Annotated in this window: 10 protein-coding genes, 2 tRNA genes and 1 riboswitch; of the genes, 2 read left to right on the top strand and 10 right to left on the bottom strand. The window is 46.4% G+C overall.

From position 1 onward, the window contains the following. Positions 1-217: 217 nt before the first annotated feature. From lhgO to HZB61_02920, 10 genes are all read right to left on the bottom strand, one after another. Positions 218-1,417, bottom strand: coding sequence for an L-2-hydroxyglutarate oxidase (gene lhgO / locus HZB61_02965; protein MBI5055563.1), 1,200 nt, complete (start codon positions 1,415-1,417; stop codon positions 218-220). Between the two features lie 4 nt (positions 1,418-1,421). Continuing rightward, complete coding sequence (rfbF, locus tag HZB61_02960) at positions 1,422-2,195, bottom strand: glucose-1-phosphate cytidylyltransferase (GenBank protein ID MBI5055562.1); 774 nt, start codon at positions 2,193-2,195, stop codon at positions 1,422-1,424. Between the two features lie 30 nt (positions 2,196-2,225). Beyond that, positions 2,226-2,393, bottom strand: coding sequence for a hypothetical protein (locus tag HZB61_02955; protein ID MBI5055561.1), 168 nt, complete (start codon positions 2,391-2,393; stop codon positions 2,226-2,228). Positions 2,394-2,481: 88 nt separating this feature from the next. Further along, positions 2,482-4,623: a polysaccharide biosynthesis protein gene (locus tag HZB61_02950; GenBank protein MBI5055560.1), complete on the bottom strand. Its 2,142-nt coding sequence runs from the start codon at positions 4,621-4,623 to the stop codon at positions 2,482-2,484. 31 nt (positions 4,624-4,654) lie between these two features. Beyond that, the gene (locus HZB61_02945; GenBank protein ID MBI5055559.1) at positions 4,655-5,827 is read right to left on the bottom strand and encodes a DegT/DnrJ/EryC1/StrS family aminotransferase; all 1,173 of its coding nucleotides are present in this window, start codon (positions 5,825-5,827) and stop codon (positions 4,655-4,657) included. Beyond that, entirely contained in the window at positions 5,824-7,410 is a 1,587-nt protein-coding gene (locus tag HZB61_02940) for a Gfo/Idh/MocA family oxidoreductase (GenBank protein MBI5055558.1), read from the bottom strand. The genes HZB61_02945 and HZB61_02940 overlap by 4 nt, the downstream gene beginning before the upstream one ends. Positions 7,411-7,685: 275 nt before the next feature. After that, positions 7,686-9,938, bottom strand: coding sequence for a polysaccharide biosynthesis tyrosine autokinase (locus HZB61_02935; GenBank protein ID MBI5055557.1), 2,253 nt, complete (start codon positions 9,936-9,938; stop codon positions 7,686-7,688). Positions 9,939-9,983: 45 nt separating this feature from the next. Next, positions 9,984-11,000 carry a polysaccharide biosynthesis/export family protein gene (locus HZB61_02930; protein MBI5055556.1) on the bottom strand — a complete coding sequence of 339 codons (1,017 nt, stop codon included), beginning with the start codon at positions 10,998-11,000 and terminating at the stop codon, positions 9,984-9,986. 516 nt (positions 11,001-11,516) lie between these two features. Next, positions 11,517-11,602, bottom strand: a riboswitch (cyclic di-GMP riboswitch). 226 nt (positions 11,603-11,828) lie between these two features. Further along, positions 11,829-11,904 (bottom strand) — tRNA-Glu (locus HZB61_02925). Positions 11,905-12,013: 109 nt separating this feature from the next. Next, a tRNA-Gln gene (locus HZB61_02920) sits at positions 12,014-12,087 on the bottom strand. A gap of 195 nt (positions 12,088-12,282) precedes the next feature. Here HZB61_02920 and HZB61_02915 point away from each other — a divergent pair. Continuing rightward, on the top strand, positions 12,283-13,224 hold the full coding sequence (locus HZB61_02915; protein ID MBI5055555.1) for an SDR family oxidoreductase: 942 nt from the start codon (positions 12,283-12,285) through the stop codon (positions 13,222-13,224). A gap of 105 nt (positions 13,225-13,329) precedes the next feature. Next, a complete protein-coding gene (fdhF, locus tag HZB61_02910; GenBank protein MBI5055554.1) occupies positions 13,330-16,023 on the top strand; it encodes a formate dehydrogenase subunit alpha in 2,694 nt (897 codons plus the stop codon). Positions 16,024-16,081: the final 58 nt, after the last annotated feature.

Genomic DNA, 16,081 nt, shown 5'->3' with positions numbered 1-16,081 from the left:
TCCTTTAAGCAGCATTATTCATGACCACGTTCCAATGGCCGCTGAAATGGAAGGCTGTGGAAGAATTTCTATACGACACCTCTTGAAAAAAACCAGGGGCATGGAGCAAAGAGCATAGGGTCAAGAAAATATCTTGAATGGCATTAAACATAAATTTAAAAATCATGTCGATTATAGAAATTCTGTAACAGGCTTTCATTTCAGCCATTGATAACATTCAATTCAACCGTGACTGTATTTCCCCGCAGACGTATTGCGAAAACGGGATGGAGCAGGTGAACGCGGGGGACACGGCATTTAATACGTGCATGGACCTGTCATCACCCTCGATGACAAAATCCATTTCAAGTTTTTTCCTTTTTATGTCCAATAACTGCGCGCGTATGCCGGGCTTGCCCCAGCTCCTGTAGTTTTCCGTTTTGATTTCTTTTACAAGCTGTGCAGCCAGCGCCACCATGCGCTTGCGCGAATACTTTTTTACTTCCTCAAACGCGAGTATCCTGAAATCAAAACCGGAAAATATAAAAAGTCCCGCTTCCCTCCCCAGGATCTCAAGGAACTCTGAAAAGTTGAAATTCTTAAAAAAACTGTATTGCTCACGCCAGAACGCGGGTATGGCCGTAGGGCCTATTTTAATTTTCCCGTCAACCGTAGCAGTGAAATGGACCCCTAAAAACGGGTTCCGCAGGTCCGGGACCGGATAAATATTTGTGCGCAGCGAACCTGCCGGCTCCCCGGAATATAAGTACAGCCCTTTAAACGGAAGGATGCGGTATCTTTCCGAGAAGCCGAATTCCATGGCGATTTCATCAGCGTAAAGACCGGCGCAGTTTACCAGGTAACCTGTCTGGAATATGCCGGCGGATGTCACAATGTCCCTGCCCTTTTTCTTTGTGAAACAGACGCCGGAATGGACCTCCACTCCTTCTTTTATTGCGTCAAGTTTCATCGCACGCATGACCGCGTTCGGGTCAACGGTCGATGTTGAAGGTGAAAAGATGGCCCTCCCGAAGGTCTTCACCCTCGGCTCTATTCTCACAGCTTCATCCTCTGTAATGTCCTCTAATTGCACGCCGTTGTCTCTGCCCCTTTTCAACAGCTTGTCGAGAAATGGGAGGTCTTCGGGACCCTTTGCAACAACGAGTTTGCCGTTTTTATTTATACTGAGGTTCCTTGATTCACAGTATTGCGTCATCATCTTATTGCCGAGCCTTGTGAATTTTGCCTTGAGGCTGTCAGGAGAGTAATAAAAGCCCGCGTGAAGCACGCCGCTGTTTCGCCCGCTTGCGTGCAGCCCGCATTCCTGCTCTTTTTCAATAAGGACAATTTTCGAATCTGAAAACTGCCTTTTCAACTCTCTCGCAATATTGATCCCTATTATCCCGCCCCCGACAACAAGAAAATCAGAAGTTATCATTCTGCTACCAGACCTTCCAGGGCGCTTTCCCCGAGTTCCATAGTTCTTCAAGGACGTTCCTGTCCCGCAGGGTGTCCATCGCGTGCCAGAAGCCGGAATATTTAAATGCGGATAATGTCCCTTTACGCGCGAGACTCTGCATCGGTTCCTGCTCCCACACGGTCGAGTCGCCGGATATATAATCAAACACCTCGGGTTCAAGCACAAAGAACCCGGCATTTATCCATGTGCCGTCACCTGCGGGTTTTTCTTTAAAGCTTATTATCTTGTCCTGGTCCTCATTGATGTTTATGATGCCGAATCTTCCCGGCGGCTGGACCGCCGTCAGAGTGGCCGACGTCTTCCGGGATTTGTGGAAATCGATCAACTTTTCAATATTGACGTCACTCACGCCGTCTCCATAGGTAAAGCAGAAGGTCTCCCCGCCGATATAGTCCCTGACCCTTTTGAGCCTTCCGCCGGTCATTGTATTTTCACCGGTATCTACCAACGTGACTTTCCAGGGCTCCACGCCGTTCTTGTGGACGCTTATATTGTTGTTCTTCAGATCAAAGGTGACATCGGATGTGTAAATAAAATATTTCGAAAAGTATTCCTTGATCATGTATCCTTTATAACCGCAGCAGATAATGAAGTCATTGATACCGTATGCGGAATAGATTTTCATAATGTGCCAGAGGATCGGTTTACCGCCGATCTCTACCATTGGCTTGGGTCTCATAACGGTTTCTTCAGTTAGGCGCGTGCCAAAGCCTCCAGCGAGTATTACGGCTTTCATATTCCCTCCTTTTGTAAGAACACATGCATCTTAAATAATATTCTCCCTGATCTTCTCTTGCATTTCCTTCCTTGCAAAAGACGCTGGACCGCCGTTCATCTTGTCTTCCTCCCTTCTTGAAACGAACAGGGCGGACATGACTGCAATCCCAATGAAGCCTCCAACGACAAAAGCAATTATTATTACTATCCAGTACATTTCACTCCCCCTTTTTATGACAAGAGTGTGCTTATGCTTTCACGAACAAGAACTGCTGCAAACAACGAATATCAAGACGGTGTAGTAATTACACCCCTATATGATGCTCGGCATATGACATGTTGCCATTGCCATAATTCGGCACAACTTTTTGGATGGCGGGAATTATGCTGTCAACAGCATAATTGGAAACAATGCCCTCAAATTCTGAAATATATTCATTGAGGTTTTCAATGGGCAGGGGACCGGGTACGGCTATCCTGAGTTTTTTATGGAAAGTGGGAATTATTTTTTCAGATACGTCAAAAAGTTCTTCATACAGCTTTTCACCGGGCCTCAGACCGGTGTACATTATCTTGATCTCCTTGTGAGGAATAAAACCTGAAAGTCTTATGATGCTTTCAGCAAGGTCGTTTATCTTAATCTGGTGTCCCATATCAAGTACAAATATCTCACCGCCGTTTCCTGATGAAGCTGCCAGCAGAACAAGCTGGACTGCTTCAGGGATGAGCATAAAAAACCTCTTCATATCGGGATGTGTCACGGTTATCGGGCCGCCTTTCTTTAGCTGTTCCTTGAAGATAGGGACCACGCTTCCGTTGCTTCCGAGGACATTTCCGAACCTGACAGTGGTAAATTTCGTGCCTGAAGCGGATTTTTTGTTCAGGGTCAATAACTCGGCCACGCGTTTTGTGGCCCCCATAATGCTGGTTGGGTTTATGGCCTTGTCCGTTGATATCATCACGAAACTCTCCGCGTAATGTCTCGATGCGGCATCAAGGAGGTTCCTGGTGCCAAGTATATTGTTCTTTACAGCCTCAATCGGATTATATTCCATAAGCGGCACATGCTTGTGGGCGGCCGCGTGGAAAACGATCTGTGGTTTATGCTTTGAAAATATATATTCCAGTGTCACCGGGTCAACAATATCTCCGATTGCCGCCACAATATTGCACTGGGATTTCCCGTTGCCGTTTCCATCATTACACCTCAACTCATGGTCAATACTGAACAGGGTGTTTTCGTATCTGTCCATCAGGACAAGGCTTGCCGGATGATACTTTGTTATCTGCCTGCAAAGCTCCGACCCGATAGAGCCTCCCGCGCCGGTCACCAGCACGGATTTGCCTTTGATGAAGTTCCTCACGGATTCAATATCATGTCTTACCGGTTCTCTCTGCAGGAGGTCTTCGAGCGAGATCGGTTTTATATGTGAAATGCCGAGATGCTTATTGAGGAACGACACAAGGTTCTCTTCAGAAATATGACCGAGTTTAATAAGCTTTGAGCCAAGCCTTCCGCCTTCCTTTTTTTGCAGTTCAAGGGCCTGCTGCACTTTATCTTCCGTTACTATATTGGCTTCGACCAGCTGCTGCCCGAGTTTTACAGCCATGGCGATATTGCCTTCGAGTATATCGTTTATACCCGGCAGCTTTTTGATCAGGACGTTGTATGACTTGCATAATTCATATATCTTCCTGATGTTGTCGTTATTGTTTGAGGAAATAGTGATTAAAATTTCATCCGGCTTGTTTGTCTCAATAATATAGGGGATCATGCTGATCGGGCCGAAGATCGGGACACCGTGAATCACGAGCCCTTTCTTGTAAGGATCGTCATCAATAAAACCTATGGGCTCATAGTATGATTTAGGATTATTTTTTATATCCCTGAAAATTTTCACTCCGGCATCTCCCGCGCCGACGATAAGTATTCTTTTTCCCAGATGCTGGGAGTGCAGATATTCCTTGAATACCCGTATGAAAAGCCGGCTGCCGCTTGAAATAATTATGAGCAGCAACCCGTCAAGTATATATATGGACTGAGGATATGATGTATTGCCGATCAAATACCTGATTGCAATATAGAACAAGAGGCTCCCGACGGTCACGGATTTTATGATCTTGACCATGTCGCGTATGCTTGAATACTTCCAGATGTCTTTATAGAGGCCCGCCTGAATATAAAAAACAAGGCGTATCGCCAACAGGGCGGGGAGATAATACACCAGCATATTGAAATACTCATGCGGGATGACTGTATCGAACCTGATAAAAAATGCCAGGTAATTTGCCAGTGCGGCTTGTGCAAGATGAACGATGATGACAATGACGCGCCTGTTGCTGATGATGAAGTCTCTTAAGAACTGGAGTGTATTGCTTGCAATACTCTTCATGCCTGCCCTGCCTTCCTTATTCCCGTTTTTATGGGAGTGACCGGCTGGTGTCATTCCTGCCCAGCAGGAAACCATTTCCGGTAAATTAATAAACTGAGACTATATTGTGGTTTTCCTGGTTGATCTCTACAAACCGTTTGATCGCATCAATCACATATTTTGTGTCTTCATCTTTCTGCAAAGGCCCTATCGGGAGTGAGAACACCTCTTCAGCCGCCCTTTCAGCATTGGTCAATGCTCCCGGGATATTCATTCTGCCTTCAAACACCTTCATCCTGTGCAGCGGGAACGGATAATATATCATCGTGGATATGCCCATTCCCTTGAGATATGCCTGTAGTTCCATACGCCTCGATGCACGCACTGTGTATTGATGGTAAACATGCCCTGCTTTATTGCCCGGTAAGATTAATCCTGCAAGGCCTGTGAGAGAGCTGGTATATATCTCCGCGATGTTTCTCCGGCGCCTGTTGAACTCGTCCAGGTATTTGATCTTTGACAGGAGCACGGCTGCCTGAAGCGTGTCGAGTCTCGCGTTGTAGCCGACATAATCAACGTTGTATTTGTCTTTTCCGCCATGCTTCAACAACATGCGGACCAGTCCCGCTATCTCATCATCGTTTGTAGAAACCATCCCTCCGTCGCCAAACCCGCCGAGATTTTTTGAAGGGAAAAAACTGAAAATTCCCGCAGCGCCGATGGAGCCGAGTTTCCTGCCCTCATGGCTTCCGCCGAAGGCCTGTGCCACGTCTTCCACGACAAAGAGATCATATTCTCTTGCGATATCCATTAACCTGTCCATGTCGCAGCCCCGGCCGTAAAGATGCACCGGCAATATGCCTACAAAATTTTCTCCCTTTGATGATGAGACACATTCAAGTATCCTGTCTGTATCGATGTTGTATGTGACAGGGTCGATATCGACAAATACAGGAGTCGCCCCGGCGCGGAGTATCGCGTCTCCTGTAGCCGTAAAAGTAAAGGGTGTTGTTATTATCAGATCATTCCTGTCCCAATACTCTTTGCCTTTTATTTTTATCGCAAGCGCCCTGAGTGAAAGGACCAGGGCATCGGTCCCGGAAGATATCCCTACACAGTGTTTCACATTCACGTAGCCAGCTATCGTCTCCTCCAGTTCCTTTACCTCAGGGCCGAGGACCCACTTCTGGTGTTCAAGGCACCGTTTAATGGCTGAATCTATATCAGCCTTCATATATTCGTATTCGCCCTTTAGATCAAGCATTGGTATCTGTTTCATTTGCTTAGCACCCTTTCTTTGATTGTTATGAGATGATCATTGTCCAGCATGTACTCATTATCACAGTCAGCACAGATGCCTTGTTTATCATTGAATCTTAAAGTCGTGCCGCACCTGCACGTCCATCCAATCTGCCTGGCAGGGACGCCTGCTACAATGGCGTGGTCCGGCACGTCGGTCTTTACGACTGCGCCCGCGCCTATCATGGAGTATTCTCCGATCTTCACCCCGCACACGATAGTTGAATTGGCCCCGAGGGTCGCGCCTTTTTTAACAAGCGTCTGCCTGAACTCGTGCTTTCTCTCAATGAAGGCCCGGGGGTTATAAACGTTTGTGAATACGCATGAGGGACCGCAAAAAACTTCGTCTTCAAGTATTACGCCTTTATATACCGACACATTGTTCTGAATCTTGCACCTGTCGCCGATTACCGCGTCAGGCCCCACGGTGACATTCTGCCCGATGATGCAGTTCTTCCCTATTCGGGACCCTTTCAGCACATGCGAGAAATGCCATATCCTGGTCCCCTCGTCTATACTGGTGTCAGCGTCGATATAGGCGCTTTCATGCAGGTGATAATTCCGGGTCCTGGATTCAGTTTTTGCATCTTTTCCTCTTGTAAGCCCCTTCTGTGCCGCATCAAGAATTTTTAATACCTTCAGGCCCTCAACGCCGTCTGTTACCGGCCTCTTCCTCCAAAGTACACAATCCGCGAAATGCTCTAACTCCTGCTTTAAGGGTTCGCCTTTTTCTACCGGCACAACATCATAGTCAGCCTTATGAGCAACCGGGATCTTGCCGTTCTTCCACTCTATCTTATGGGGATAGACAAACAGTTTTTCTTCGCTCACGTCGTCAAAGACCGCCATTGCCTTTGAACCGACAAAGATCAGCCTCTGCTCTTTATACGGATGAAGCCAGCTGACAAAGATATGGCTCTTGATCTCATTTTTAAACTCCAGAGTCGTGAGTGTAGTGTCATAAACTCCGCTATTCAGATAGTCCCCTCCAAAGGCGGACACCTTTACCGGTTCCTCGCCGAGAAGCATAAGGATCACCGAAATATCATGGGGCGCGAAACTCCAGAGTATGTTTTCCTCAGTCCTGAGCTTGCCGATATTAAGGCGGTTCGAATAAATATACTGGATCTTGCCGAGTTCGCCGGAGTCTATAAGTTCTTTTAGTTTTTTGACCGCCGGATGATATTGCAGTATATGCCCGACCATCAAGACCCTGTTTTCTTTTTTGGCTAACGCCACAAGGTCTTCACCTTCGTTGACGCTCAAAGCAAGCGGTTTTTCAACAAAGACATCCTTTCCTTTCAGCAGCGCTTGTTTGACAAGATCATAGTGAGTCGCGGCAGGAGTGGCGATTGCGACGGCCTTTATGTCAGGCTCATTTAAAACATCGTCAAGGGACGTTGTAAAGTTTATATCCCGGAACCTTTCCTGCCGTTCTGAAAGTATCAGCGGCTCGGAGTCACATGCTGTGTGAAGGGCCCCTATTTCGCAGAGATTACGGAGGATATTTTTCCCCCAGTAACCAAGGCCGATAAGGCCAATAAATTTCCCATGGTTTTCCATTGTAATCCCCCTTGCTCAGCCTGCGGGGCTGATTTCAGCTTGCGAAATATCTCAAAATGTTTTCTGACTAATCTGTGTTCAAGAAAAGTTTCTTAAACACAGCTTACGAATTGGCGGGTTACTTCATGTCTTTCTGAAGCATCCTTTATCAGGGATGCTGTTTTGCGGGCGCAGGAGACTGCAAGCTTGCAAAAATAATTTTTCATAAGCCCTTCTGCGTGATGTTTTTTGACAGTGGTATTATCACAGATATTATTGGGGCAGACTTTTTATATTCATGTTTGTTTTCCGACAGATTTACCGGCGCGCTTTGCTGCGTCTCCATAAGGGCTTTGATAATATGCGTATCCGTATTTCGTCTTGGGATTAACGCCGTTTACTACAACACCGAGTATCGTTGCATTTACGTTGTTCAAAAGCTTATATGTCTGGGTCAATGCATCAGCAGGCGTGTTGCTGGATTTAACTACCAATATTACGGATTCGACCAGGGCGGAAAGGATCAGGCTGTCGGATATTCCCAGCACCGGCGCGGAGTCTATTATCACGTAGTCATAGCTTGAGGAGAGCGCTTCAACAAGCTCTCTCATGCGAAGAGAGTTTAAAAGCTCGGAAGGATTTGGCGGCATCGGACCGCTGGTTATGACATCGAGTCCGGGACGGGTAGATTTTCTTGCCAATCCCTCAAGCTCCGTGTCCCCCGTGAGAAATGATGAAAGCCCCTTGGAATTATCAAAATCAAAAAAGGTGTGGATCTTGGGTCTCCTGAAGTCGGCATCAATAACAACTCCCCTCCCGAGGAAATTTGCAAGGCTCATTGCGGCATTAACTGCCAAAATGGTTTTACCTTCTCCCTGCAATGGGCTCGTGACAAGGATTTGCTTTGGCGGACTGGAGACATTTGTAAACTGGATAAAAGTGCTTAGAGACCTGAAAGCCTCTGTAAAGGCCTCATTGTTATTTGAGTTAGCATAGACAAGCTTTGCAGTCTTTTGGCCGGAGATCGGCACCATACCTATTACCCGGACCGGGGAGTTTTTTTCAACATCGTCAGGTGTCCTTATGGTGCGGTCAAAATATTCGACAAAGAAGGCGAGCAAAACTCCGCCGGACAATCCGAACATCAGCGCCAAAGCCATGTTAAAGGCTTTATTGGGTTTGAAAGGGGCCTTGGGAATTTCCGCCCTGTCAAGGACCTGCACATTGCTTTCAGTGAGCGCTGTGCTTATGCCTACTTCCTTGAGTCTTTGTAAAAGAGAGTTATGAAGATCTCTGTTCGTATCGACTTCTCTCGTTAATATCTGCAACTGTCCCATCTTTTCCTGGAAAGTATTAACGTCCTTATGAAGCGCTTCTATTGCGGACGCCAGATATCCTTCCTTCTTTACTGCTATCTTATAATCAGAATCCAGAGTGTTGATAAGCTTCTGTTCCTCCGCCTCGATGCTGCTCTTTATTTTTTCTATCTGCTCTTTGAGACGGAGCATCTTCGGGTAATCGGGTTTGTGTATCTTTAAAAGATTAACGTATTCCGATTCCTGCTTTATATAATCCATCGTAAGAGATTGTATGAGAGAGTTCTGGAGGATAAAACTGTAATCGGTCCCGGATTTTTCGACTTCCTGATAAAGAGCTTCCCTGGAAATCCTCTCGGTTGTCGCCTGATTAAGCTCTTTGGAAAGTGTTGAGAGTTTCTGTGTCAGGATATTCTCGTAGTTCTGTTCTTTATTGAAAAAGAAAATCCGGTTTCTTCTAACGTATTCGTTGAGCTGCTCTTCAGATTTATCGAGCTTTACTTTCATATCTTCAACTTCTTGTTCGAGCCTGTTTTTTGCCTGCCGGGTAGGCTCAAGTTTACTGTCCAGTGTGAACTTTATGTATTCATCGGCCATTGTATTGGCGAGATTGGCGCCCAGCACCGGATCGTATGATATGAAATTGACATTCACAAGCTGGGATTTCTTTATAGGGTCCACCTCTATTTTACTGACAAGGTAATTCGTTAATGCCCTGTCCCTGGCCCCGGCGTCGGCCCATTTCAGATTGTCCCCACCCTCGCCTGTTATCTGCTGCAATGCTGAATCAATGATATTTCCGGATGCAAGCTCGACCTCCCTTTCTATCTCTTCCCCCATTCTTGTCACTACCCTTTGCGCGAGGGCATGGCTCTTCAGTATGTTGTATTGAGTTTCATAATATTCCAGGTCAGGCACCTTGCCGTAAATGTCTTTAAAGGTGAGCAGGTTCGAGCTTTCCGCCTTGATCTGGATGGTCGCTGATGATTTATATAAAGGTTTCGAAAAGAATGATACAAGCGCGGCAATTACAACGACCGGTATAAAGAAGGCCATCACAATCCATTTTCTTTTCAGCAGTATATTAAAATAGTCTCTTAAATGGGATTGATCTTCTTCATCTTCTGAGTGAATTTTAAATGCTGATGCTGGTAAAGGCTCTTTTCTTATTACCTGCACGGCATCAGAGCGCAGCCTGGAAGCCTTCTCAATACTGCTATCTAATTTACTCATACTGCTTCTCCTTGGAAAATTTTTTAGTATTCAAGCTCACCTCCGCTACAGTCCCGCCCCGACAGAGGCGCCGCCGAAAGTTACCATGCCCCTGACTGTTTTAACAAAACCATTCAGGAATGCCTTGGCATCGCTTTGAGGCACAATCACGACATCCTTGTCTTTTAAAATGAAATCAGCGCCTTTATTCGCCAGGATCGCATCATAATCCACATCTATGGTTTCCATTGCATCCGTCCCGGAATTTCTATAGATTCTAAGCTGGCCTGTCAATGCTTCGTACTTTAGACCTTTGGCCATCGCAATTGCCTGCGTCAATGTGACCGTTCCCTTTATAACAAATGAGCCGGGGCTTATGACCGCTCCATCTACAAATACGATCCCGCCTTTCGGGACATGAATGACGTCCTCGGCAAAAACCGGTATGTTCAGCTTTGTGTTGCCTTTAATCAATAGCTCATCCAGGCTTATGATGACGGTGCCGCCTCCCCTCTGCACATAACATAAATCTCCGGCATCATCGGCAAGCCCGCCTGAATAAGACAGCATATCAAGTAAAAATTTCTGGCGGGTCACGTTGTGTACCTGCGGATTCTTTACCGCGCCCAAAACCGTTATCCTCTGGCTCCTGTATTCCCTTATAAATACGCTCACTATCGGGTCCTGAAGATACTGCTGAAGTCTTTTACTGATCTCTGTTTCAAGCTCAGACAGAGAGAGACCCGATGCGTTTATCTTGCCGATAAGGGGCAAATTGATAAAGCCGGTTGAACTGATCCTGGCAGACCGTTTTAATTCATCCACCTCAAAAACATCGATTTCAACGAGGTCTTCAGGTCCAAGAATATAATCTTCCTGACGGGATGCGTTGATCGCCCGCTCCAGGATCAATGTATTTCTTTTCTCACTCTCGGAGGCGGCCTTCATATTGTTAATAGAGTCCGTGCCCGGTTTGATTGTGTCTACGCTGCTGCATGAAAAAGTGCAGAGAAGGATCAAGAGTATGTTGAAATATCCGGCAGCGACGCTTGGCAATAACAAAGATGTTTTATTGCGTTTCATCTAAGACTCCTGAATATTTTAAGGAATATTGACATCTCCATATGAACATGCTTAAATAAAAACAAGCCTCTAAGTGTTTGGTTTCCCGACCTCATCATTTACTGGCTTACGCCCTTGCTACGCAGGGGCGTTTTTTTGTATTTTTATCTTACCCGCGCTATTAAACAAAAAGAGCCCCTAAGTGTTTGGTTTCCCGACCTCGCATTTTTTTATTAGTTATTATTAACTCCCATGCCATGCATGGAAGTTTTTTATTCCTGTATACTTACATATTAAATAAGATCATCAATTGTTTTCCCGAATGGTTTTAAAATATATATCAGGCACTGCTCCGCCTTTTCAGTTACATATTGTTTTTTGTAACCAATGCGGTTATTAAAGTCTGTTTCTGCTTTCCACTACTGGAAAGCAGAAATTATTTACGCTTAATTAGAATGAGACAATTTTTGATGCAATTATTCATTCAATAAAATGAATAACATAAATGCAAAAAGCCAAGCGTGCCCAAGTTTATTCTTCGGCAGCTCGGCTGTCTTATCTGACTATTCATAAGACCCGGTGCTTTCCGTCCCCTTCTCGCAAAGGGTTTGGCTTTTCGGGAATTAATAAAATTCTTATACCACGGAGTATCAACCGTGTCAAGAGAATTTTTTGTTACTTCTTTTTATTAAGTTTTTTTTAACATGAAATACCGGCCGTGTCAATTTATTCTAATTATATGAATATAACTTTTGAATGAAATTTTTCCTGGACCAAGAACCGGGAGAGTTTCGGGATTTACTGCAAGCCATCAGCAGCAATAAGAGGCAGTGATGATTTTGAAATCATTGGTGGTCCCAACGGGACTCGAACCCGTGTTTTAGCCTTGAGAGGGCCACGTCCTAGGCCACTAGACGATGGGACCGGTGAAAAAGTGAGAAGTGAGAAATAAGAAGTAAGAATGTGAGAAGTGTTAAAATCTCTTTCTTTATTGTCTCTGACTTCCTACTTCTTACCTCTTACTTGTTTTATATTGGCTGGGGAGAGAGGATTCGAACCCCTATAAGCAGCTCCAGAGGCTGCCGTCCTGCCGTTGGACGACTCCCCAATTTCAACTACATAACCCGTTTATATTACCCATTTTATAATTGTCCGTCAATATACGGCATTTCAAATTGAATTTTAATTTTCCGATTTTTTGCGGTTACAGTAAATATCTGAGGACACCGATAACTTATTAAAAATGTAATTAAATGTAGTAAGATAATAATTCATGTACAATAATTTTAAAAAGGGAGATGACATGAAAAGGATACTCGTTACAGGCGGCGCTGGATTTTTAGGTTCACATCTTTGCGAGAGGCTGTTGAAAGAAGGGAATGAAGTCCTGTGCATTGACAACTTCTACACGGGCCGCCGATCAAATATCATGAGCTTCATTAATGACCCTTTGTTTGAAGTCATGCGGCATGATGTCTGTTTCCCTTTATATGTTGAAGTTGATGAGATTTATAATCTCGCCTGCCCGGCCTCCCCGATCCATTATCAGTTTGACCCCGTACAGACAACTAAGACTTCCGTTCACGGCGCAATCAATATGCTCGGACTTGCAAAACGGGTCAGGGCAAAAATCCTTCAGGCGTCAACCTCCGAGGTTTACGGCGATCCTCGGGTGCACCCGCAGCCGGAATCTTACTGGGGAAATGTAAATCCAGTCGGCTATCGCTCATGTTACGATGAGGGTAAACGGTGCGCGGAGACACTGTTCTTTGATTATCGCCGCCAGCATAACCTTAGGATAAAAGTCGCGAGGATATTTAATACTTACGGTCCCAGGATGCATCCAAATGACGGACGTGTCGTGAGTAATTTCATAATGCAGGCCCTGCAGGGAAAGCCCATCACTGTCTACGGTAAAGGGGACCAGACGAGGAGCTTCTGTTACGTTGATGATCTGGTCGATGCCTTTATCAGGTTCATGGCTACCCCCGATGATTTTACCGGCCCGGTGAATCTCGGCAACCCAGGAGAATTCACCATCCTTGAACTTGCCGAGAAGGTCATAAAACTAACAAGATCAAAATCCAAAATTGTCTTTGAGCCCCTGCCCCATGATGACCCGACACAACGTCAGCCCGACATTACACTTGCTAAAAAGAAACTGAAATGGCAGCCGAAGATCCAGCTTGAAGACGGACTTAAAGAGACGATCAAGTACTTCAAAAAATTAGCATCCACTTCATAACAATTCCGGCAGGGACTTCTACTTCCTGTAATATTTGCTATCATATGATTTAATGGAAATTAAATTCATTGATACGCGTATCGCTATTCCAGTTGGAGATGTTATTTGAAAAACATAACGTTAACCATTGACGGAAGAAGCATCCAGACGGCAGAAGGCAGGTCCGTGCTGAATGCGGCGAGAGAAAATGGCATTTACATCCCTACCCTTTGCTACCACCCCCGCACCAGACAGGCAGGCAAATGCAGGATATGCGTTGTTGAAGTTGAAGGCCTGCCAGGATTGCGCGTCTCCTGCTCCCTTGAAGCGCGGGACGGAATGATGGTGCGCACAAATACCGAACGCGTCATCGAGACAAGAAAGATGATCGTCGAGCTGTATTTGTCCACCGGCAAGCACAACTGCATTTCATGCGAGGCCAGCGGCGAGTGCGAGCTTCAGGATGCCGCTTATCATCTCGGTATTGAAAAATCCAGTTTGCCCGTTTTACCAAAAGACATCCCGGTCGATTCATCGAGCCCGATGATAATCAAAAACATGAACAAGTGCATCCAGTGCTACCGCTGTATTGCCGGATGCAATGATATTGCCGTAAATGAAGTCCTTGACATGGGGTATCGCAGCAATCAGATGACAGTTGTCTGTGATACTGACAAACCGATGGGAAAGTCCTCATGTGTCATCTGCGGTGAATGCGTGCAGCTTTGCCCGACCGGGGCCTTGATCGAAAAGAAGGCTGTTGGAAAAGGAAGATACTGGGAGACAAAGGAAGTAAGGACCACATGTCCATATTGCGGCGTTGGATGCCAGATGCATCTGCATGTCAATAATAATGAAATTATAAAGGTCACAGGCGTTGAGGATGCGGTGCCGAACCGGGGCAGCTTATGTGTAAAGGGGAGGTTCGGATATGATTTTGTTCATTCACCCGAACGCCTGAAGTCCCCTCTCATAAAAAGAAACGGCGAGTTTGTTGAGGTGAGCTGGGATGAGGCACTCAGTTTCATCGCGGATAAACTCAAGGAGATCAAAAAGACCCACGGCGCTGATTCAATCGTAGGTATCGGCTGCGCAAGGTCCACCAATGAAAACAATTATATAATGATGAAATTCATGCGCGCGGCAATCGGCACCAACAATGTCGATCACTGCGCCCGCACGTGACACGCTCCTACCGTGGCCGGTCTGGCCGCAACACTTGGCGCGGGGGCGATGACCAACTCGATCGGCGAGATCGAGAACAGCCCGGTCATCTTCGTGATCGGCTCCAACACGACTGAGACCCATCCGGTCATTGCAAACAGCATGAAGAGGGCCGTGAAAAAAGGCGGCCGGCTTTATGTCGCGGACCCCAGAAAGATCGACCTTACGCGCTGGGCCACGAGGCATTTTCAGCACAAGGTAGGCTCTGATATTGCATTCCTGAATTCCCTGATGCACGAGATCATAAAGAATGAATGGCATGACAAAGATTTCGTTGAAAATCATACCGGGGGGTTTGAAGCGCTTAAAAAGACAGTAAGCGAATATCCCCCCGAACGCGCCTCTGAAATATGCGGGGTCCCGGCTGACGATATCATAGAGTTTGCGAAGGTCCTCGGTACCGCAGGGAAGGCCGCGCTTTATTACACCCTCGGAATTACCGAGCACACCAGCGGCACTGATAATGTCAAAACCTGCGCGAACCTGCAAATGCTCCTCGGCAATATCGGAAAAGAGTTCACCGGCGTTAATCCTCTCAGGGGACAGAACAATGTCCAGGGCGCGTGTGATATGGGCGTGCTGCCGGATGTGCTGACCGGATATCAGAAGGTATCTGATCCGGCGATACGTGAAAAATTCGCAAAGGAATGGAATGTTGGTTCCCTGCATGATACTGAAGGCACAAAGATACCCGCAATGTTTGACGGCATGATACACGGTGACATTAAAGCCCTCTACCTTATCGGTGAGAATGTTGTAATGTCCGAACCGAACCAGGCGCACACGATCAGGGCTCTTGAGAAACTGGAACTTCTCATCGTGCAGGACATCTTTTTCATTGAGACCGCGAAGTATGCGCATGTTGTTCTGCCGGCTGCCTGTTATGCTGAAACAGACGGCACCTTCACGAATACCGAGAGGCGTATTCAGCGGGTCAGAAAAGCTGTCGGGCCTCCGGGACAGGCAAAGGAAGACTGGTGGATCTTATGCGAGCTTGCAAAGAGGATGGGCTATGACATGGGATATTCATTCGTGGAAGAAATTTGGGAGGAAGTTCGCCGCATGACCCCAAGCATGTCCGGTATCACATATGAGAGGATTGAACAGAACGGGATTCAATGGCCGTGCACTGATGTCCGTCATCCCGGCACCAGTTATCTTTACTGTAATAACGTATTCCCCTGCGGCAAGGCCACATTCCAGCCCGCGCACTGGCGGCCTCCGGCAGAGGTGCCTGATGAACAATACCCGTTTGTACTTACAACCGGCAGAAGGCTATGGCATTATCACACGGCAACTCAGACCAGAAGGTCTGCGGGATTCATGGAAATATTCCCTGAAGAGTTGATCGAGGTAAATGAAAAAGACGCGAGGGACCTGAATATAAAAGACGGGGAATATATCCTTGCGGTGTCGCGCAGGGGAAGGGTCAAGGTAAAGACATGGATATCGGAAAGGGTCCCGCCGGGCACCTGCTTTATGAGCTTTCACTTTCATGAGGCATGTTCAAATGTGCTGACGAATGACGCCTTTGACCCTGTCACCGCAACCGCCGAATACAAGGCCTGCGCGATAAGGTTGGAGAAAGCTGAATGAGGGACACAGAGCGCACTGAGAAAAATAAACCCGGCCAGGGATTGCACGGATATACGCA

The sequence above is a fragment of the Nitrospirota bacterium genome, from assembly GCA_016214845.1.
In the GTDB taxonomy this organism is placed as follows: Bacteria; Nitrospirota; Thermodesulfovibrionia; order UBA6902; family UBA6902; genus SURF-23.
Note: the sequence above shows the minus strand (reverse complement) of the source record. Positions and strands in the feature narration are given on the sequence as shown.